The following is a 19077-nucleotide window of genomic DNA, read 5'->3' as shown; positions in this document are numbered from 1 at the left end:
CCTATTTTCTTTGCGCTGCTGCAAGGCAATCGCCTGTGCTTGCGGTATGATAGCGCGCGTTTGTAACAGGGACCCCGCGCGTCAACCGCCATACCTTACCTGTTGCCGGATTCTGGTATTGAGGATAACAACATGACACAGGTTCAGAGCGGCATTCTGCTGGAGCACTGCCGTTTCGCCATTTTTATGGAAGCCAGCGTACAGGGCGAATTCGCCGATTTGCGCCAGGGCTGCAAACAGTTTTGTCAGACGCTGAGCGAACTGCAGCAGCAGTTCCCCGATGCGCGCCTCGGCGCGGTGATCGCTTTCGGCTACGACGTCTGGCACGATCTCTCCAGCGGCCAGGGCGCGAAAGAGCTGAAGCCATTCACGCCGCTCGGCAAAGGGCTGGCGCCGGCCACCCAGCGCGATATGCTGATCCACATCCAGTCGCTGCGCCACGACGTCAACTTCACGCTGGCGCAGGCCGCGCTGGCGGCGTTCGGCAACGTCATCAAGATTGAGGAAGAAACCCACGGTTTCCGCTGGGTGGAAGAGCGCGATCTGAGCGGCTTCATCGACGGCACCGAAAACCCGCAGGGCGACCAACGCCCGGCAGTGGCGACGATCGCCGAAGGTGAAGAGGACGCTGGTGGCAGCTACGTGCTGGTGCAACGCTACGAGCACAACCTGCGCCAGTGGCAGCGCTTTACCACCGAACAGCAGGAGCAGATCATCGGCCGCACCAAGCACGACAGCGAAGAGCTGCCGGCGGATCGGCGCCCGGATACCTCCCACGTCAGCCGCGTCGATCTGAAAGAGAACGGCAAAGGCCTGAAAATTCTGCGCCAGAGCCTGCCTTACGGCACCGCCAGCGGCAAGCACGGCCTGTTCTTCATCGCCTATTGCGCGCGCCTGCACAATATCGAGCAGCAACTGCTGAGCATGTTCGGCGATCTGGACGGCAAACGCGACGCGATGTTGCGCTTCAGCCGTGCGGTCACCGGCAGCTACTACTTTGCGCCATCGCTGACGCGCTTGCTGTCACTTTGACGCCGTTGCCGAAGCCGGCGCGTCCGGCTTCGGTCTGTTTTCCCGCCCCAAAACGCCTCGCATTTCCTGCCTTATAGCGTTTGATGCTTGTAAATCACTAAACGGTATATAAAAGCGTTACAGCTCCGCACCGAGTTATAAATACACTGGTCGTCAATAAGGCGAAAGCCTGAAGGAATGACTCAGTGATAAGGTGCAGAATGAAACAAAACCGGGTTAAAAATCTCGTGCTGAAAGGTTGGCTGGCGGCTGCGCTGTTGGCGAGCGGCGCCGCGTCGGCGGCGGAATTGCTGAACAGCTCTTATGACGTTTCCCGTGAATTGTTCGTCGCGCTGAATCCCGGCTTTGAACAGCAGTGGAATCAGCAGCATCCGAATGACAAGCTGACCATCAAACAATCGCACGCCGGCTCGTCGAAGCAGGCGTTGGCGATCCTGCAGGGCCTGCGCGCCGACGTGGTGACCTATAACCAGGTCACCGACGTACAGATCCTGCACGATCGCGGGCAGCTGATCCCGGCGGACTGGCAGTCGCGTCTGCCGAACAACAGCTCGCCGTTCTATTCCACCATGGCGTTTCTGGTGCGCAAGGACAACCCGAAGGGCATCCACACCTGGAACGATCTGGTGCGTGACGACGTGAAACTGGTGTTCCCGAACCCGAAAACCTCCGGCAACGGCCGTTACACCTATCTGGCCGCCTGGGGCGCCGCCAGCCAGGCCGACGGCAACGATGCGGCCAAGACCCGCGCCTTCATGACCCGTTTCCTGAAAAACGTGTTGGTGTTCGATACCGGCGGCCGCGGCGCGACCACCACCTTCGTCGAGCGCGGTTTGGGCGACGTGCTGATCAGCTTCGAGTCCGAAGTGAACAACATCCGCAAGCAATACGGTGAAGACAAGTACGAAGTGATCGTGCCGCCGGTCGATATTCTGGCGGAGTTCCCGGTGGCCTGGGTCGACAAAAACGTCGCGCGCAACGGCACCGAACAGGCGGCCAAAGCCTATCTGAACTATCTCTACAGCCCGGCGGCGCAGCAGGTGATCACCAGTTTCTACTACCGCGTGTATGACCAGAAAGCGATGGCGGCGGCCAAGGGGCAATTCCCGGACACCCAACTGTTCCGCGTGGAAGATCAATTCGGCGGCTGGCCGCAGGTGATGAAAACCCACTTCGCCACCGGCGGCGAGCTGGATCAGCTGTTAGCGGCAGGGCGCAAGTAAATGTTGGCGTTGTCGTCCAGTAAGCGGGTGCTGCCCGGATTTGGCCTCAGCCTCGGCAGCAGCTTGTTTTATACCTGTTTGATTCTGCTGCTGCCGCTCAGTGCGCTGGTGATGCAGCTGGCGCAGATGAGCCTGGCGCAATATTGGGAAGTGATTTCCAACCCGCAGGTGGTGGCGGCGTATAAAGTGACGCTGCTGGCGGCCGCTGTCGCCAGCCTGTTCAATGCGGTGTTCGGCATGCTGATGGCCTGGATCCTGACGCGCTACCGCTTTCCCGGCCGTTCGCTGCTGGATGGCCTGATCGACCTGCCGTTCGCGCTGCCGACGGCGGTAGCCGGCCTGACGCTGGCCGGTCTGTTTTCCACCACGGGCTGGTACGGGCAGTGGCTGGCGCACTTCGACATCAAGGTCACCTTCACCTGGCTTGGGATCGCGGTGGCGATGGCGTTCACCAGCCTGCCGTTTGTGGTGCGTACCGTGCAGCCGGTGCTGGAAGAGTTAGGGCCGGAGTACGAAGAGGCGGCCGAGACGCTGGGCGCCACGCGCTGGCAGAGTTTTCGCCGCGTCGTGCTGCCTGAAGTGGCGCCGGCGCTGCTGGCCGGCACCGCCATTTCCTTTACCCGCAGTCTGGGCGAGTTCGGGGCGGTGATTTTCATCGCCGGCAATATCGCCTGGAAGACGGAAGTGACCTCGCTGATGATTTTTGTGCGTTTGCAGGAGTTCGATTACCCGGCGGCCAGCGCCATCGCCTCGGTGATCCTGGCGGCGTCGCTGCTGCTGCTGTTCAGCATTAACGTATTGCAAAGCCGCTTCGGCAGACGTTTGGGAGGAGGGCACTGATGGCTGATATTTCCGCCTTCAACGGCGCCGAGCGCCCGCGCGTCAACTGGGGAAAGTGGACGCTGATCGCCATCGGCACGCTGTTTTCGGTGCTGCTGCTGGTGGTGCCGATGATATCGATTTTCGCCGAGGCCTTCTCCAAAGGATTCGGCGCGATGTGGAGCAATTTGCTCGATCCGGACATGCTGCACGCCATTTGGCTGACGGTCCTGATCGCGCTGATCACCGTGCCGTTCAACCTGGTGTTCGGCACGTTGCTGGCGTGGCTGGTGACGCGTTTTACCTTCCCCGGCCGCCAGCTGCTGCTGACGCTGATCGATATCCCGTTCGCCGTATCACCGGTGGTGGCGGGGCTGATTTATCTGCTGTTTTACGGCAGCAACGGCCTGTTGGGCGGCTGGCTGGATGCGCATAACATTCAGGTGATGTTCTCCTGGCCGGGCATGGTGCTGGTGACCATTTTCGTCACCTGTCCCTTCGTGGTGCGTGAGCTGGTGCCGATGATGCTCAGCCAGGGCAGCCAGGAAGATGAGGCCGCCATTCTGCTGGGAGCGTCCGGCTGGCAGATGTTCCGCCGCGTGACGCTGCCCAACATTCGCTGGGCGCTGCTGTACGGCGTGGTGCTGACCAACGCGCGCGCCATCGGCGAGTTCGGCGCGGTGTCGGTGGTGTCCGGTTCGATTCGCGGCGAAACCTACAGCCTGCCGCTGCAGGTCGAGCTGTTGCAGCAGGATTACAACACCGTCGGGGCCTTTACCGCCGCCGCCCTGTTGACCCTGATGGCGATCGTTACCCTATTTTTGAAGAGCGCGCTGCAGTGGCGTCTGGAACGTCAAAACGCGCGTCTCGAGCGGGAGGAAAATCATGAGCATTGAGATTAACGGCATCAACAAGTCCTTCGGTCGCACCAAGGTATTGAACGATATCTCGCTCGATATTGCTTCCGGCGAAATGGTGGCGCTGCTTGGGCCATCCGGTTCCGGCAAGACCACGCTGCTGCGCATCATCGCCGGGCTGGAAAGCCAGAGCGGCGGCAAGCTGGGCTTCCACGGCACCGACGTCAGCCACATGCACGCGCGCGACAGGCGCGTGGGCTTCGTATTTCAGCACTATGCGCTGTTCCGCCACATGACGGTGTTCGATAACATCGCCTTCGGCCTGACCGTGCTGCCGCGCCGTGAGCGCCCGAACGCCGCGGCGATCAAACAGAAAGTCACTCAGCTGCTGGAAATGGTGCAGCTGGGCCACCTGGCTACCCGCTATCCGTCGCAGCTGTCCGGCGGCCAGAAACAGCGCGTGGCGCTGGCGCGCGCCCTGGCGGTGGAACCGCAGATTCTGCTGCTGGATGAACCGTTCGGTGCGCTGGATGCGCAGGTGCGCAAAGAGCTGCGCCGCTGGCTGCGTCAGCTGCATGAAGAGCTGAAATTCACCAGCGTGTTCGTCACCCACGATCAGGAAGAGGCGATGGAAGTGGCCGACCGCATCGTGGTGATGAGCCAGGGCAATATCGAACAGGTCGGGTCGCCGGTCGACATCATGCGCGAACCGGCGAGCCGCTTTGTGCTGGAATTCATGGGGGAAGTGAACCGCCTGAACGGCGAAATTCGCGGCTCCCAGCTGTTCGTCGGCGCGCATCAGTGGCCGTTGTCGTTCCAGCCGATGCACCAGGGCAGCGTCGATCTGTTCCTGCGCCCGTGGGAAATGGAAGTGGCGACCGAAAGCAGCGAACGTTGCCCGCTGCCGGTTCAGGTGCTGGAAGTCAGTCCGCGCGGCCATTTCTGGCAGTTGACGGTGCAGCCGATCGGCTGGCACCAGGAACCGATCAGCGTGGTGCTGCCGGAAGGCAACGCCACGCCGGTGCGCGGCGGCCGTTATTACGTCGGCAGCCTCAATGCGCGGCTGTATGCCGGCGATCAACTGCTGCAACCTGTTGCGTTAGCCAAAAGCGCCTGATAGGTTTTAGCAGCCCTTTATTCAAGGCAACCCCAGGGTTGCCTTTTTACTTTACGCACACCAACACACAGGCAAAGATCGTGACAACGCTCGAACAATGCATCGGGAATACCCCGCTGGTAAAACTGCAACGGCTGGCCGCCCAGGCGGGCAGCGAGGTATGGGTCAAACTGGAAGGCAACAACCCGGCGGGATCGGTGAAGGATCGCGCCGCGTTGGCGATGATCCAGCAGGCGGAGCTGCGCGGTGAGATCAGGCCCGGCGACGTGCTGATTGAGGCCACTAGCGGCAACACCGGCATTGCGCTGGCGATGATCGCTGCATTGAAAGGCTATACGCTGAAGCTGCTGATGCCGGAGAACATGAGCCTGGAGCGGCAGGCGGCGATGCGCGCCTACGGCGCCGAGCTGATCCTGGTCAGCCGTGAGCAGGGCATGGAAGGGGCGCGCGATCTGGCGCTGGAGATGCAGCGTCAGGGGCAGGGCAAGGTACTGGATCAGTTCAACAACCTGGACAATCCCTACGCCCATTTCACTACCACCGGCCCGGAGATTTGGCGCCAAACCGAAGGGCGCATCACGCATTTCGTTTCCAGCATGGGCACCACCGGCACCATTACCGGCGTGGGCGGTTACCTGAAAAGCCAGAATCCGCAGGTGCAGATCATCGGCCTGCAGCCGGCGGAGGGCAGCAGCATCCCCGGCATTCGCCGCTGGGCGCCCGCTTACCTGCCGGGTATTTTCCGCCCGGAGCTGGTGGATCAGGTGCTGGATATCGAACAGGGCGATGCCGAGCAGACCATGCGCCAGCTGGCGCAGCGTGAAGGCATCTTCTGCGGCGTCAGCTCCGGCGGCGCGGTGGTCGGCGCCTTGCGCGTCGCCGCGGCTCACCCCGGCAGCGTGGTGGTGGCGATCGTCTGCGATCGCGGCGATCGCTACCTTTCTACCGGCGTGTTCGGCTGAGCGCGCCCTCCCGGCGGTGTGTTCCGTCGGGAAAACCTTTCCTCCTTTCCTTTCGACAGACGGCAGCCCCGCTTGCGGCGGCTGCCGCTTGCCCGTGCGACAATGCCATGACTGAAGTAGAGAAATCGCGCGACAGCGGCCACAATAACGGTGACGAGACGCCAAGAGCGATGTGTAAGGATTGAGTAAAACCGGCTGCGGACCGGCGAAATTGGCGGGAAAATAACGAAAATCGGTGAAGGAGCAAGGCATGAAAATTTTACTGGTCGACGATGACCTGGAGCTTGGCACCATGCTGAGCGAATACCTGACGGGCGAAGGTTTCGACGCCACGCTGGTGCTGACCGGCAAGGCGGGGGTAGAGGGCGCGCTGTCGGGCGACTATACTGCGATGATCCTCGACATCATGCTGCCGGATATGAGCGGCATCGACGTGCTGCGCGACGTGCGCAAAAAGAGCCGGCTGCCGATCATCATGCTGACCGCCAAAGGTGACAACATCGATCGGGTGATTGGTCTGGAGATGGGCGCCGACGATTACATGCCCAAACCCTGCTATCCGCGCGAATTGGTGGCGCGTTTGCGCGCGGTGCTGCGCCGTTTCGAAGAACGGCCGCAAGATGCGGACGACGAGGCCGCCATCAGCGTTGGCGAGCTGACGTTAAACCCTTCAACCCGCAGCAGCGAATGGCGCGGCAAGGCGTTCGATCTGACCGCTTCGGAATTCAATCTGTTGGAGCTGTTGCTGCGCGCGCCGGACCGTGTGGTGTCGAAGGACGAATTGTCCGAGAAGGGGCTGGGGCGCCCGCGTGAAGCCTATGACCGCAGCGTGGATGTGCATATCAGCAATATCCGCCAGAAGCTGAGCGCGTTGGCCGGCAATACGCTGAGCATCGAAACGGTGCGCAGCATCGGCTATCGCATCCGGTAACCTGACATGCGCGGAAGACTGTTCTGGAAAATTTTGCTCGGCTTTTGGCTGACCTTTCTCATCATGACGCAGGCCCTGTGGGTGGCGTTTTCTCTTTATGGCGATCGCTATGTGCCGCCGGAGAACGCCATGGCGCGGCGGGCGATCGGCCTGCAGCTGACCTCCGCCGCCACCCAATTGCGCAGCGGCGGCATGCCGGCGCTGGAAGCGCTGATGCGCGACTGGCCCGAGGACGACAGGCGTCTGCTGTCGGTAACGCCGATGACCCAACCGCCGCCGCCCGCGCCGGAAGAACCGCTGTTTGAAGGGCGGCGGATGCCGAAAGCGATTTCCGCCTGGGTGCAGACCGGGGAAGGGCAGGGATACTGGCTGAGTTATAACGTGCGCGGGCTGCGGGAAGAGTATCGGCCGGAGCGGCGTTCCCATTTCTTCAACATTCCTGCGCCGATGTTGTGGGTCGGCGGGCTGGGCGGTTTGCTGTTCAGCGCCGTATTGGCCTGGAACCTGACCCGGCCGATGCGTCAGCTGCGCGGCGGCCTGGATCGGGTGGCGCAGGGCGATCTGTCGGTGCGGCTGTTCCCGAAAATGCGGCGCCGTCATGACGAGCTGTCCGACGTGGCGCGCGATTTCGACACCATGGCCGAACGCTTGGAGCTGCTGGTCAGCGCCCGCGAACAGCTGTTGCACGATGTCTCGCACGAGCTGCGTTCACCGCTGGCGCGCCTGCAGCTGGCGATCGGCCTGGCGCGGCAAAACGCCGGCAACGTCGAAACCTCGCTCAAGCGCATCGAACATGAGTCGGGGCGGCTGGACAAAATGATCGGCGAGCTGCTGGCGCTGTCGCGCACCGAACACAGCAGCCTGCCGGACGAGGAGTACTTCGATCTGTACGGCCTGGTGGATGCGGTGGTGAGCGATGCGCGCTACGAGGCGCAGGTGCCCGGCGTGGAGATCGTGCTGCAGGCCGAGTCGGACGTGGAGTATACCGTCAAGGGCAATGCGGAGCTGATGCGGCGCGCGGTGGACAACATCGTGCGCAATGCGCTGCGCTTTTCCAGCCAGGGCCAGCGGGTGACGGTAGCGCTGTCGCGCATCGACAACCAGTTCCAGCTCGCCGTCAGCGATCAGGGGCCGGGCGTGGAGGAGTCGAAACTGTCGAGCATCTTCGATCCATTCGTGCGCGTGAAGTCGGCGCAGTCGGGCAAGGGTTACGGCCTGGGGCTGGCGATTACCCGCAAGGTGGTATTGGCGCACGGCGGCCAGGTTGAGGCGCGCAACGGCGACAGAGAGGGGCTTATCATCACTCTGCGTATCCCGCGCTGGCAATAATAGACTATCTTACTTGCCATTTTGAACTAGGGCAGTGCTCGCCTTCGTCACGTACTGTGTGTACGCTCCGAAGGTTGCGCGCTGTCCATGTTCAAACTGCCTGCGCCGATAACGTCTATTATCCGCGGCATACCCAAAGGATTTCGAATTGCAGCTAGGCGGCAAGCGGGGGAATCCCCGGGAGCTTACTCCGGTAAGTGACCGGGGTGAGCACGTGCGGCCAACAACGCTGCGGTTCGAAAGACGAAGGGGATAAAAAAACGGCGCCGAGGGCGCCGTTTATCTTGCTCATTCGCGATTACTTCTTGATGCGGATGATCGGGGTTTCGCCAACGGTCACGCTGCCGGACAGTTTGATCAGCTCTTTGATCTCGTCCATGTTGGAGATAACGACCGGCGTCAGGGTAGACTTGGCTTTCTCTTCCAGCAGTGGCAGGTTGAACTCGATAACGACGTCACCTTTCTTGACGCGCTGACCTTCTTCGGCGATGCGTTTGAAGCCTTCGCCTTTCAGTTCTACGGTATCGATGCCGAAGTGGACGAACAGCTCAATGCCGCTGTCGGATTCGATAGAGAATGCATGGTTGGTTTCGAAAATCTTACCGATGGTGCCGTCAACCGGAGCAACCATTTTGTTGCCGGCCGGTTTGATGGCGATACCGTCGCCAACGATTTTTTCAGCGAACACTACGTCCGGCACATCTTCGATATTGACGATTTCGCCAGAAAGGGGAGCGACGATCTCGATAGTGCCCGTGTCTTTCTTGTCATCAGAAACCAGAGATTTCAGTTTATCGAACAAACCCATGATCTTCTCCTAAGCATTAAATTGGGCGGCGTTCCAGTGTCGTGGAAGTTTAGCAGAGCGTTTTTTCTTCGATGAATTTATTGACGCAATTCATCAGGTCTTGTGCCGTTGGCTGTGCCAAGGCTTGCGCTGCCAACGCCTTCACATCTTCGAAATTCGTGTTGCGAATAATTTTCTTGATGCGCGGGATTGAAATCGCACTCATGCTGAACTCATCCAGCCCCATGCCCAATAACAACAGTGTAGCACGCTCATCGCCAGCCAGTTCGCCGCACATGCCGGTCCACTTGCCTTCCGCGTGAGATGCATCAATAACCTGTTTGATCAGGCCAAGCACTGATGGGGACATCGGGTTATAGAGATGAGAAATCAGCTCGTTGCCGCGATCTACCGCCAGAGTATACTGGGTTAGATCGTTTGTCCCAATACTAAAGAAGTCGACTTCTTTCGCCAGGTGGTGAGCGATGACCGCCGCAGCCGGTGTTTCCACCATCACGCCCACTTCGATGCTCTCGTCAAACGCCTTGCCTTCTTCGCGCAGCTGCGCCTTCAGCGTCTCGATTTCGCCTTTCAGATCGCGCACTTCTTCCACGGAGATGATCATCGGGAACATGATGCGCAGTTTGCCGAACGCCGAGGCGCGCAGGATGGCTCGCAGCTGGGCGTGCAGGATTTCACGGCGGTCCATCGCGATGCGGATGGCGCGCCAGCCGAGGAACGGGTTCTCTTCCTTCGGCAGGTTCATGTACGGCAGGTCTTTGTCGCCGCCGATGTCCATGGTGCGGACGATCACGGCCTGCGAGCCCATGGCTTCCGCCACGGCTTTATAAGCCTGGAACTGCTCGTCTTCGGTTGGCAGCGAGTCGCGATCCATGAACAGGAATTCGGTACGATACAGGCCGACGCCTTCCGCGCCGTTGCGCTCTGCACCCGCGACGTCGCGCACGGTGCCGATGTTGGCGCAGACTTCAACCTGATGGCCGTCCAGCGTAATCGCCGGCAGGTCCTTCAGCTTGGCCAGATCGTTTTTCTCGGTGATGTATTGGTTCTGGGCGGCTTTCAGCTGATCGATAACGTCAGCTGTCGGGTTAACGTAAATCTGGTTGTTAACCGCGTCCAGAATCAGGTAGTCGTCGTTCTTCACCTGCTTGGTCACGTCGCTGGTGCCGACGATTGCCGGCAGCTCCAGGGAGCGCGCCATGATAGAGGTGTGGGAGGTGCGGCCGCCGAGATCGGTAATGAAGCCCAGCACTTTGTCCAGGTTCAGCTGCGCGGTCTCGGACGGGGTCAGATCGGTGGCCACCAGGATCACTTCATCCTGAATGGAGCCCAGATCGACGATAGGCATGCCCAGAATGTTCTGCAGCAGGCGTTTGCCGATGTCGCGCACGTCGGCGGCGCGTTCTTTCAGGTATTCGTCGTCCAACTCTTCCAGCGCTTTCGCCTGACCTTCGATCACGGTGTAGGCGGCGGCGTCTGCGGAGGCCAGATCGTCTTTGATTAGGGCTATGATTTCCTGCTCAAGCTCTTCGTCTTCCAGCAACATGATGTGGCCTTCGAAGATAGCTTCCTTCTCTTCGCCGAAGGTTTCGCCAGCTTTGGTCTTGATCGCTTCCAGCTGTTCGGACGCTTTCGCGCGGCCGGCCAGAAAACGCGAGACTTCCTGCTCTACTTGATCAGCAGAGATTTTCTTCCGGTTGATGACGATGTCGTCTTCTTTCAGCAAGAGAGCCTTACCAAAAGCGATGCCCGGTGATACTAAAATGCCTGAAATCATAACCCTACCTTACTCTTGACTGGTGTTAACTAAAAAGACGGGCCGATTACTCAAGCTCTGCCATCAGTTTTACCAAGTGCTCAACGGCTTTCTGCTCGTCTTCACCTTCAGCTGAGATGGTCACTACGGTCCCTTGAGTCAGCCCCAGAGTTTGCAGTTTGAACAGGCTTTTCGCGCTGGCGCTTTTGCCGTTGGAGGTCACGGTGATGTCAGACGTGAAGCCTTTGGCTTCTTTAACGAACTGAGCGGCAGGGCGAGTATGCAGACCATTCGGAGCGGTAATAGTAACTTCTTGCTGGAACATTGATGTTTCCCCAACTTATTGGATTAATGTTGTGGAGTTAAAGTTTAGCCCAGGGGCCTGACTTTAACTTGTCTGGTTATAGCGCCTGACTATGGACAGGGGCGAACGTTGATGCAACAGAAAACGACGCGTTAGGCACTTCAGATCAAAAAACTCGGCTTTAGACGTCGTTCCAATCCGCTCCCCATTATGCCCGATTCGCCGCGTCGGCGACAGATGAGTAAATCGATTCAGCCTCGACCAGGCTCGGAGAGTGATTAATTTTGCGCATCGAAATAATGCACCGTTAAATACTAAAGGCGACGGGCAAAAGCAATCTTGGACTGCTATAAAGTTTGATCCAGTCCACAAAAAAGCACCCCACAGGGTGCTTTTTTAGCGATTTGTGCAGTGGCGGGATTACTGCTGCAATTCCTGCTCGGTGAACAGATCGGCGAACAGCGCGGTGCTGAGATAACGTTCGCCGGAAGAGGGCAGGATGACCACAATGGTCTTGTCGGCGAACGCCGGTTCTTCGGCCAGTTTCACCGCCGCTGCGACCGCTGCGCCGGAGGAGATGCCTGCCAGGATGCCTTCTTCGTCCATCAGGCGGCGCGCCATGCTGATGGCTTCGTCGTTGGAGATTTTTTCGACGCGATCCACCAGGTCAAGATCGAGGTTGCCTGGAATGAAGCCGGCGCCGATGCCCTGGATCTTGTGCGGGCCCGGTTTCAGCTCTTCACCGGCCAGCGCCTGGCTGATGACCGGCGAGTCGGTCGGCTCGACCGCCACGGTGGTGATGGCCTTGCCTTTGGTGTTCTTGATGTAGCGGCTGACGCCGGTCAATGTGCCGCCGGTGCCGACGCCGGAGATGAACACGTCGACTTCCCCATCGGTGTCTTCCCAGATTTCCGGGCCGGTGGTTTTTTCATGGATGGCCGGGTTGGCCGGGTTGCTGAACTGTTGCAGGATCAGGTAGCGGTTCGGATCGGTAGCGACGATCTCCTCCGCTTTGGCGATGGCGCCTTTCATGCCTTTCGCCCCTTCGGTCAGCACCAGATTGGCGCCCAGCGCCTTGAGCAGCTTGCGGCGCTCGATGCTCATGGTTTCCGGCATGGTCAGCGTCAGCTTGTAACCGCGCGCGGCGGCGACGAAGGCCAGCGCGATGCCGGTGTTGCCGCTGGTCGGCTCCACCAGTTCTTTGCCGGCGGTCAGCACGCCGCGTTGTTCCGCATCCCAAATCATATTGGCACCGATGCGGCATTTGACGCTGAAGCTCGGGTTGCGTGATTCAACCTTGGCCAGAATGCGTCCGTTGCCGATACGGTTCAGACGAACCAGCGGCGTATGGCCGATTGTTAATGAGTTGTCTTCATATATCTTGCTCATAGCCCGTCCTTTAACTCTATGAAAATGTGGGGAACATCGAAAGCATACGCTAACAGTACCGGCAGGGAAGTAAAGAATTGGTATATCTATATGTTATTAGGAAATAAGTTTTAAGCACAATGATAAGGGCGCGAAATGCGCGCCCTGTCGAAAATTTCCGCGCTGTCGGCGGCAAAAAACGGCGGTTATCGGACGAATTGCGAGCGGTAGCGATCGACCCACATCGCGGTGGCACCGCAGACGGCGACCGGCAGGATCACCAGGTTGAGGATCGGGATCATGGTGAACAGGCTGACCAGCGCGCCGAACTGCAGGTTGTCGGTTTTGTGCTGGCGCAAAGCGCGGCGCATGTCGGCAAAGCTCACCTTGTGGTTGTCGAACGGATAGTCGCAATACTGGATCGCCAGCATCCAGGCGCTGAACAGGAACCACAGCACCGGCGCCACCGTCTGGCCGATGCCGGGCACGAAGTACAGCGCCAGCAGCAGCAGCGCGCGCGGCAGGTAATACATCAGCTTGCGCCATTCGCGCGCCATGATGCGCGGCAGGTCTTTGGCGATGCCGAGCAGGCCGGTGTCCGGCAGCGGTTTGCCGGTCAGGCTGCCTTCGAGCTGTTCGGCCAGCAGGCCGCAAAACGGGGCGGCGATCAGGTTGGTGAGGGTGCTGAACAGATAGCTGAACACCAGCAGCACCGAAATGACCGCCAGCGGCCACAGCAGGTAGCTCAACCATTGCAGCCAATCGGGAACGTGGCTCATCATCGCCGGGATCCAGTCGCCGAGGCGGCTGAACAGCCACCAGAAAGCGGAGCCCATCAGCAGCACGTTGACCAGCAACGGCAGGACCACATAGCGTTTAATCCCCGGGCGCGAAATCAGGCGCCAGCCTTCGGCGAAATAATGAATGCCGCTGGTGGAACGGGAAGGGGGCTGCGTATAGGACATATCTTAAGTTATCTCGTTGTCTGAACAGGCATCATTATCATATAGGGATGATTTTCCACTGGCTAGGGTAGGGTTGGCTGAAAAACCAGCAGAAAAAGGCAGTATAATCATCTTTATTGGCATAAAGTTCAGCACGGACTTGCACTTGTGTGCGCGGGCAAATAGAGTTAAAGAGTGAATGTTTGCCGCGGTGGCAATGTATTGGAACAACAGAGATAGCAATGATGCAGGATTTGCGTCTGATATTAATCGTTGTTGGCGCGATCGCCATAATAGCGCTGTTATTGCACGGTCTGTGGACCAGTCGCAAAGAACGGTCAGCGCTCTTCCGCGATCGCCCAGCCAAACGTTCCCAAAAGGAACGTGAACAAACTCCGATCGACGATCTCGAAGAAGGCGTCGGTGAGGTGCGCGTACGCGCCGCTCACCCGCAAGACGAGCCGTCATTCGGCCATTTCGATGCCGCACGCGAAGAACCCGTGGCCGCGCCGAAGCCCGCTCCGGCGGCTGCGCCTGCGCCCCGCGCCGTTCAGCCGGCTGCTCATCAGACGCCGCCTCCGCTGTCTCAGCGGCCGGAGTACGATGACATCCTGCTGAACAACTACGCGCCGGACGAAGAACCGGCCGAGCCGCAGCAACCGCAACCGGCCGCGCGCCGCGAGCCGCGCGTTGACGATCTGCCGCATGAACATGAGGCGCCGCTGGCGGCGGAACCGGCATTCCACGCCGAACCCGCCCCGGTGCAGCAAGCGCCGGAAGTGAAGCCTGCGTCGGAACCTGCACCGCAGCCGCAACAGCCGGCCGCTGCGCCAGTACAGGCTAAACTGAAAGAGACCGTGCTGGTGCTGCACGTCGCGGCCCATCAGGGCGGCGTGATCGGCGGCGAAGTGCTGCTGCAGAGCGTGTTGCAGGCGGGCTTCCAGTTTGGCGAGATGGGCATCTTCCACCGCCATATCAGCCCGGCCGGCAGTGGCCCGGTGCTGTTCAGCCTGGCGAACATGGTCAAGCCGGGGTCGTTCGATCCTGACATGATGTCCGATTTCTCCACGCCGGGCGTGTCGATGTTCATGATGGTGCCGTCTTACGGCGACGCCAATCAGAACTTCAAGCTGATGCTGCAGTCGGCGCAGCGCATCGCCGACGACGTGGGCGGTGTGGTGCTGGACGACGAGCGCCGCATGATGACGCCGCAGAAGCTGGAAACCTACAAAGCGCGTATCCGTGAAGTGTTGGAAAACAACGCCTGACCGGGTTGCCGCGCGCACTGAACATCCGTAACAACAAAGCCCCCGCTAGCCGGGGGTTTTTTATCTTTGATGGTGAGCCATGGAATCGATAATCCAACAAATCAATCAACTACGAGCCACATTGCGCCATCATGAATACCAGTATCATGTGCTGGATGCGCCCGAAGTGCCGGATGCGGAATATGACCGCCTGATGCGCGAGCTGCGCGAGCTCGAGAGCGCGCATCCGGAGCTGATCACCGCCGATTCGCCGACCCAGCGCGTGGGCGCGGCGCCGCTGGCGGCGTTTGATCAGGTGCGTCACGAAGTGCCGATGCTGTCGCTGGACAACGTGTTCGACGAAGAGAGCTTCCTGGCGTTTTACAAGCGCGTGCAGGACAGGCTCAAGAGCAGCGATCCGCTGACCTTCTGCTGCGAGCTGAAGCTGGACGGCCTGGCGGTCAGCCTGCTGTACGAAGACGGCGAGCTGGTGCGTGCGGCGACGCGCGGCGACGGCACCACCGGCGAGAACATCACCTCCAACGTGCGCACCATTCGCGCCATCCCGCTGCGCCTGACCGGCGACAACATCCCGCGCCGGCTGGAAGTGCGCGGCGAAGTGTTCATGCCGCAGGCCGGGTTTGAACAGATGAACGAAGAGGCGAGGCGCAAAGACGGCAAGGTGTTCGCCAACCCGCGCAACGCCGCCGCCGGTTCGCTGCGCCAGCTCGATCCGCGCATTACCGCCAAACGCCCGCTGACCTTCTTCTGCTATGGCGTCGGGCTGCTGGAAGGCGGCGAGCTGCCGCGCAGCCACTTTGAACGCCTGATGCAGTTCAAGGCCTGGGGCCTGCCGGTCAGCGATCGCGCCCAGCGCCGCACCGGCAGCGAGGAAGTGCTGGCGTTCTATCGCCAGGTCGAGCGGGACCGCGCACAGCTCGGTTTCGATATCGACGGCGTGGTGATCAAGATTGACGACATCGATCTGCAGGAAACGCTGGGCTTTGTGGCGCGTGCGCCGCGTTGGGCGACGGCGTTCAAATTCCCGGCGCAGGAGCAGATCACCGTGGTGCGCGAAGTGGAGTTTCAGGTTGGCCGCACCGGTGCGATTACGCCGGTGGCGCGCCTTGAGCCGGTGCTGGTGGCCGGGGTAACCGTCAGTAACGCCACCTTGCACAACGCCGATGAAATTGAGCGTCTGGGGCTGCGCATCGGCGATACGGTGATCGTGCGCCGCGCCGGCGACGTGATCCCGCAGGTGGTGGGGGTGCTGGAAGACCGCAGGCCGCAGGATGCGCGCGAAGTGGTGTTCCCGCTGCACTGCCCGGTGTGCGGCTCCGACGTTGAGCGCGTGGAAGGCGAAGCCGTTGCGCGCTGCACCGGCGGGCTGATCTGCGGGGCGCAGCGCAAAGAGGCGTTGAAGCATTTCGTTTCTCGCCGCGCGCTGGACGTCGAAGGCATGGGCGACAAGATCATCGAGCAACTGGTGGACAAGGAGTACGTGAAGAACCCGGCCGATCTGTTCCGCCTGTCCGCCGGCATTCTGACCGGTCTGGATCGCATGGGGCCGAAATCGGCACAGAACCTGGTTAACGCGCTGGAGAAATCCAAGCAGACCACCTTCGCCCGTTTCCTGTATGCGCTCGGCATTCGCGAGGTTGGTGAAGCGACCGCCGCCAACCTGGCGGCGCATTTCGGATCGCTCGAGAAGTTGTTTTCCGCCGATATCGAAGCGCTGAAAGAGGTGCCGGACGTTGGCGAAGTGGTGGCCAAACACACTCGCAACTTCCTCGATGAAGCGCTCAATCAGCAGGTGATCAACGAGCTGGTGGGCGCCGAGATTGGCATCCATTGGCCGGCGCCGGTGATGGTGGTGGCGGAGGAGATAGACAGCCCGTTCGCCGGTAAAACCGTGGTGCTGACCGGCTCGCTGAGCCAGCTGTCGCGCGACGAGGCCAAAGATCGCCTGACGGCGTTGGGCGCCAAGGTCAGCGGCAGTGTGTCGAAGAAAACCGATCTGGTGATCGCCGGCGAAGCGGCCGGTTCCAAGCTGGCGAAGGCGCAGGAGCTGGGTATCGCCGTGATCGACGAAGCGGAGATGATCCGCTTGCTGGGTGACTGATGGAAAAAGAAAACCTGCTGGAGATCGCCAATACCGTGATGCCGTTCGGCAAGTACCAGGGGCGGGTGCTGATCGATCTGCCCGAAGAGTACCTGCTGTGGTTCGCCCGCAAGGGCGAGTTCCCCAAAGGCAAGCTCGGCATGCTGATGGAGATGACGCTGGCGATTAAAATCGAAGGGCTTGACCACCTGGTCAAGCCGCTGAAGAAAAGCTGAACTGACGGGCCTTGGCCCGTCTTTTTTTACCCGCGCGACGCCTGCGCGTTGGCGTTGGGCACCGCCTGTTGCGCCCGCTGCTTGCGCTGATACCTTTTCGCCAGCACCGCACAGGTCATTAGCTGCACCTGATGGAACACCATCAGCGGCAGCACCATGATCCCTACCGTCGCCGCCGGGAACAGGATATTGGCCATCGGAATGCCGTTCGCCAGGCTTTTCTTCGAACCGCAGAACACGATGGTGATCTCGTCCGCCTTGCTGAACCCCAGCCAGCGTGCCATGTAGGTGTTCACCACCAGCACGATCGCCAGCAGCACGATGCTGCCGCCGACGATAAACGCCAGCGAACCGATCCCCACCTGATGCCAGATGCCGTGCGTCACCGCCTCGCTGAAGGCGGCGTACACCACCAGCAGAATCGAGGTCTGGTCGGTTTTACCGATCAGCGGGCGATGGCGCTCGATCCAGCCGCCGATCAGCGGCCGCAGCAGGTGGCCGGCGACGAACGGCACCAGCAGCTGCAGCACGATCGAGCCCACCTGCCGCAGGCTGCCGGTATCGCCGTGCACGTTCATCAGCAGGCCGACCAACAGCGGCGACACGAAGATTCCCAGCAGGCTGGATGCAGACGCGCTGCACACCGCTGCCGCCACGTTGCCGCCCGCCAGCGAGGTGAAGGCGATGGCCGACTGCACGGTGGCGGGCAGGATGCACAGGTAGATGAAACCGGCGTACAGCTCGGGGCTGACGTCGATCGGAGCCCACCAGGCGAACAGCATCCCCAGCGCCGGAAAAATGATGAAGGTGCTGAACATCACCCACAGATGCAGCCGCCAGTTATTGCTGCCGGCCAGGATGGCCTCGCGCGACAGCTTGGCGCCGTGCATGAAAAACAGCAGGGCGATGGCGGCGATGGTCAGGGCGTTGAGCCAGCCGACGAACTCGCCGCGAGCCGGCAGGAACGACGCCAGCAGCACGGTGGCGATCAGCGTCAGGGTAAAACGATCGGGCAGGAATCTCATGGCGATGCGCTCGGGTAGAAAATCGATGGGGCTATTCTCCCGCGTGGGCATATAATAATTAAATTGATTTATTTAATTCATCTATGAATAAAACACATGAATTACTCACTCAAACAGCTGCGGGTGTTCGTCGCCATCGCCCGCCACGGCAGCTTCAGCCGCGCCGGCGAGGCGATCGGCCTGACGCAATCGGCGGTCAGCCACAGCGTGAAAGAGCTGGAGGCGGAGGTCGGCGTGCGCCTGCTGGATCGCACCACGCGTGAAGTGGTGTTGACCGACGCCGGCCTGCGGCTGGCCAACCGGGTCGAGCGGCTGCTGGACGAACTGCAGGCCGCTTTGCTGGATGCGCGCAGCTTTGGCGTACAGCGCAGCGGCACGGTGCGGGTGGCGACGAGCCAGACCATTTCCGCCCATCTGATGCCGCAGTGCATCGCCGCCGGCGAACGCGAATACCCGGAGATCCGCATCATGCTGCGCGATCAGGCGCAGCAGCAGGTGCTGCACAGCGTGCGTAACGCCGAGGTGGATTTCGGCATCGTGGTCGATCCGGTGCAGGCGGTGGATCTGGAGTGCGAAGCGGTGTTGCACGAACCGTTTCTGCTGCTGTGCCGCGACGATCACCCGTTTGCTGAGCAGCAAGAGGTGCGTTGGTCGGCGTTAAACGGCTGCCGCCTGGTGTTGCAGGATTATGCGTCGGGCAGCCGGCCGCTGATCGACAGCGCACTGAGGCAGCAGGGCGTCGAGGCGCAGGTGGTGCAGGAAATCGGCCATCCGGCGACGCTGTTCCCGATGGTGGCGGCGGGGATCGGCATCAGCATTTTCCCGGCGTTGGCGCTGCCGTTGCCGGAAGGGGGGCGGCTCCGGGTGCGGCGGCTGGTGCCGGAAATTAACCGCGCGCTGATGCTGGTGCGGCGCAAGAACCGCTCACTGACGCCGGCGGCGGAGGCCATCTGGCAGGTGGCGCGTCAGCAGGCGGCGCTGCTGCAACAGCGCCGGCGGGAAAACGCGGCATATTGAC

Annotated in this window: 18 protein-coding genes; 12 read left to right on the top strand and 6 right to left on the bottom strand. The window is 60.7% G+C overall.

The annotated features are described in order from the left end of the window. Window positions 1–132 precede the first annotated feature (132 nt). The 8 genes from ACP3TA_RS23720 to ACP3TA_RS23685 all read left to right on the top strand — a co-directional run bounded on the left by ACP3TA_RS23720 (window position 133) and on the right by ACP3TA_RS23685 (window position 8270). Window positions 133–1032 (top strand): Dyp-type peroxidase, encoded by a 900-nt coding sequence (locus ACP3TA_RS23720; RefSeq protein WP_033643968.1) that lies wholly within the window; start codon window positions 133–135, stop codon window positions 1030–1032. A 200-nt stretch (window positions 1033–1232) separates the two neighbouring features. Then, window positions 1233–2255 carry a sulfate ABC transporter substrate-binding protein gene (locus ACP3TA_RS23715; RefSeq protein ID WP_033652562.1) on the top strand — a complete coding sequence of 341 codons (1023 nt, stop codon included), beginning with the start codon at window positions 1233–1235 and terminating at the stop codon, window positions 2253–2255. Continuing rightward, entirely contained in the window at window positions 2256–3095 is an 840-nt protein-coding gene (cysT, locus tag ACP3TA_RS23710) for a sulfate/thiosulfate ABC transporter permease CysT (protein ID WP_033652561.1), read from the top strand. It begins immediately after the preceding gene. Then, window positions 3095–3970, top strand: a complete 876-nt coding sequence (cysW, locus tag ACP3TA_RS23705; protein ID WP_160204472.1) for a sulfate/thiosulfate ABC transporter permease CysW — start codon at window positions 3095–3097, stop codon at window positions 3968–3970. The genes cysT and cysW overlap by 1 nt, the downstream gene beginning before the upstream one ends. Beyond that, complete coding sequence (cysA, locus tag ACP3TA_RS23700) at window positions 3960–5048, top strand: sulfate/thiosulfate ABC transporter ATP-binding protein CysA (RefSeq protein ID WP_033643965.1); 1089 nt, start codon at window positions 3960–3962, stop codon at window positions 5046–5048. The genes cysW and cysA overlap by 11 nt, the downstream gene beginning before the upstream one ends. A gap of 80 nt (window positions 5049–5128) precedes the next feature. Then, the gene (gene cysM / locus ACP3TA_RS23695; protein WP_033644334.1) at window positions 5129–6010 is read left to right on the top strand and encodes a cysteine synthase CysM; all 882 of its coding nucleotides are present in this window, start codon (window positions 5129–5131) and stop codon (window positions 6008–6010) included. A 250-nt stretch (window positions 6011–6260) separates the two neighbouring features. Beyond that, window positions 6261–6941, top strand: a complete 681-nt coding sequence (locus ACP3TA_RS23690; protein ID WP_160204471.1) for a response regulator transcription factor — start codon at window positions 6261–6263, stop codon at window positions 6939–6941. 6 nt (window positions 6942–6947) lie between these two features. After that, window positions 6948–8270, top strand: coding sequence for an ATP-binding protein (locus ACP3TA_RS23685; protein WP_033643962.1), 1323 nt, complete (start codon window positions 6948–6950; stop codon window positions 8268–8270). Window positions 8271–8568: 298 nt separating this feature from the next. Here the strand turns inward: ACP3TA_RS23685 and crr are convergent, their stop codons facing one another. The 5 genes from crr to cysZ form a co-directional block, all read right to left on the bottom strand. Continuing rightward, window positions 8569–9078, bottom strand: coding sequence for a PTS glucose transporter subunit IIA (gene crr / locus ACP3TA_RS23680; protein WP_004936467.1), 510 nt, complete (start codon window positions 9076–9078; stop codon window positions 8569–8571). A 49-nt stretch (window positions 9079–9127) separates the two neighbouring features. Continuing rightward, a complete protein-coding gene (gene ptsI / locus ACP3TA_RS23675) occupies window positions 9128–10855 on the bottom strand; it encodes a phosphoenolpyruvate-protein phosphotransferase PtsI (protein ID WP_004936461.1) in 1728 nt (575 codons plus the stop codon). Between the two features lie 46 nt (window positions 10856–10901). Further along, window positions 10902–11159 carry a phosphocarrier protein Hpr gene (gene ptsH, locus ACP3TA_RS23670; RefSeq protein WP_004936458.1) on the bottom strand — a complete coding sequence of 86 codons (258 nt, stop codon included), beginning with the start codon at window positions 11157–11159 and terminating at the stop codon, window positions 10902–10904. A gap of 399 nt (window positions 11160–11558) precedes the next feature. Continuing rightward, the gene (cysK, locus tag ACP3TA_RS23665; protein WP_016926786.1) at window positions 11559–12527 is read right to left on the bottom strand and encodes a cysteine synthase A; all 969 of its coding nucleotides are present in this window, start codon (window positions 12525–12527) and stop codon (window positions 11559–11561) included. A 185-nt stretch (window positions 12528–12712) separates the two neighbouring features. Further along, complete coding sequence (cysZ, locus tag ACP3TA_RS23660; protein WP_033643961.1) at window positions 12713–13471, bottom strand: sulfate transporter CysZ; 759 nt, start codon at window positions 13469–13471, stop codon at window positions 12713–12715. 221 nt (window positions 13472–13692) lie between these two features. On the opposite strand from cysZ, the gene zipA reads away from it, so the two are divergent. The 3 genes from zipA to ACP3TA_RS23645 all read left to right on the top strand — a co-directional run bounded on the left by zipA (window position 13693) and on the right by ACP3TA_RS23645 (window position 17034). Beyond that, window positions 13693–14718, top strand: coding sequence for a cell division protein ZipA (gene zipA, locus ACP3TA_RS23655; protein ID WP_089195040.1), 1026 nt, complete (start codon window positions 13693–13695; stop codon window positions 14716–14718). A gap of 79 nt (window positions 14719–14797) precedes the next feature. Continuing rightward, entirely contained in the window at window positions 14798–16819 is a 2022-nt protein-coding gene (gene ligA, locus ACP3TA_RS23650; RefSeq protein ID WP_089195039.1) for an NAD-dependent DNA ligase LigA, read from the top strand. After that, entirely contained in the window at window positions 16819–17034 is a 216-nt protein-coding gene (locus tag ACP3TA_RS23645; protein WP_004936441.1) for a DUF3820 family protein, read from the top strand. The genes ligA and ACP3TA_RS23645 overlap by 1 nt, the downstream gene beginning before the upstream one ends. A gap of 26 nt (window positions 17035–17060) precedes the next feature. On the opposite strand, the gene ACP3TA_RS23640 is transcribed toward ACP3TA_RS23645, so the two are convergent. Continuing rightward, on the bottom strand, window positions 17061–18059 hold the full coding sequence (locus ACP3TA_RS23640) for a bile acid:sodium symporter family protein (protein WP_049198403.1): 999 nt from the start codon (window positions 18057–18059) through the stop codon (window positions 17061–17063). A 96-nt stretch (window positions 18060–18155) separates the two neighbouring features. Here ACP3TA_RS23640 and ACP3TA_RS23635 point away from each other — a divergent pair, with 96 nt between their 5' ends. After that, window positions 18156–19076: a LysR substrate-binding domain-containing protein gene (locus ACP3TA_RS23635; RefSeq protein ID WP_426784455.1), complete on the top strand. Its 921-nt coding sequence runs from the start codon at window positions 18156–18158 to the stop codon at window positions 19074–19076. Window position 19077: the final 1 nt, after the last annotated feature.

The sequence above is a fragment of the Serratia sp. 2C06 genome (assembly GCF_050037615.1).
GTDB classification, from domain to species: domain Bacteria; phylum Pseudomonadota; class Gammaproteobacteria; order Enterobacterales; family Enterobacteriaceae; genus Serratia; species Serratia ureilytica.
Note: the sequence above shows the minus strand (reverse complement) of the source record. Positions and strands in the feature narration are given on the sequence as shown.

Coding starts and splice junctions, on each gene's coding strand:
- cysZ (WP_033643961.1), bottom strand. CDS start 13,471: ATGTCCTATACGCAGCCCCCTTCCCGTTCCACCAGCGGCATTCATTAT.
- ACP3TA_RS23685 (WP_033643962.1), top strand. CDS start 6,948: ATGCGCGGAAGACTGTTCTGGAAAATTTTGCTCGGCTTTTGGCTGACC.
- ACP3TA_RS23645 (WP_004936441.1), top strand. CDS start 16,819: ATGGAAAAAGAAAACCTGCTGGAGATCGCCAATACCGTGATGCCGTTC.
- crr (WP_004936467.1), bottom strand. CDS start 9,078: ATGGGTTTGTTCGATAAACTGAAATCTCTGGTTTCTGATGACAAGAAA.
- zipA (WP_089195040.1), top strand. CDS start 13,693: ATGATGCAGGATTTGCGTCTGATATTAATCGTTGTTGGCGCGATCGCC.
- ACP3TA_RS23640 (WP_049198403.1), bottom strand. CDS start 18,059: ATGAGATTCCTGCCCGATCGTTTTACCCTGACGCTGATCGCCACCGTG.
- ptsH (WP_004936458.1), bottom strand. CDS start 11,159: ATGTTCCAGCAAGAAGTTACTATTACCGCTCCGAATGGTCTGCATACT.
- ptsI (WP_004936461.1), bottom strand. CDS start 10,855: ATGATTTCAGGCATTTTAGTATCACCGGGCATCGCTTTTGGTAAGGCT.
- ACP3TA_RS23690 (WP_160204471.1), top strand. CDS start 6,261: ATGAAAATTTTACTGGTCGACGATGACCTGGAGCTTGGCACCATGCTG.
- cysW (WP_160204472.1), top strand. CDS start 3,095: ATGGCTGATATTTCCGCCTTCAACGGCGCCGAGCGCCCGCGCGTCAAC.
- cysA (WP_033643965.1), top strand. CDS start 3,960: ATGAGCATTGAGATTAACGGCATCAACAAGTCCTTCGGTCGCACCAAG.
- ACP3TA_RS23635 (WP_426784455.1), top strand. CDS start 18,156: ATGAATTACTCACTCAAACAGCTGCGGGTGTTCGTCGCCATCGCCCGC.
- ACP3TA_RS23720 (WP_033643968.1), top strand. CDS start 133: ATGACACAGGTTCAGAGCGGCATTCTGCTGGAGCACTGCCGTTTCGCC.
- ligA (WP_089195039.1), top strand. CDS start 14,798: ATGGAATCGATAATCCAACAAATCAATCAACTACGAGCCACATTGCGC.
- cysT (WP_033652561.1), top strand. CDS start 2,256: ATGTTGGCGTTGTCGTCCAGTAAGCGGGTGCTGCCCGGATTTGGCCTC.
- cysK (WP_016926786.1), bottom strand. CDS start 12,527: ATGAGCAAGATATATGAAGACAACTCATTAACAATCGGCCATACGCCG.
- ACP3TA_RS23715 (WP_033652562.1), top strand. CDS start 1,233: ATGAAACAAAACCGGGTTAAAAATCTCGTGCTGAAAGGTTGGCTGGCG.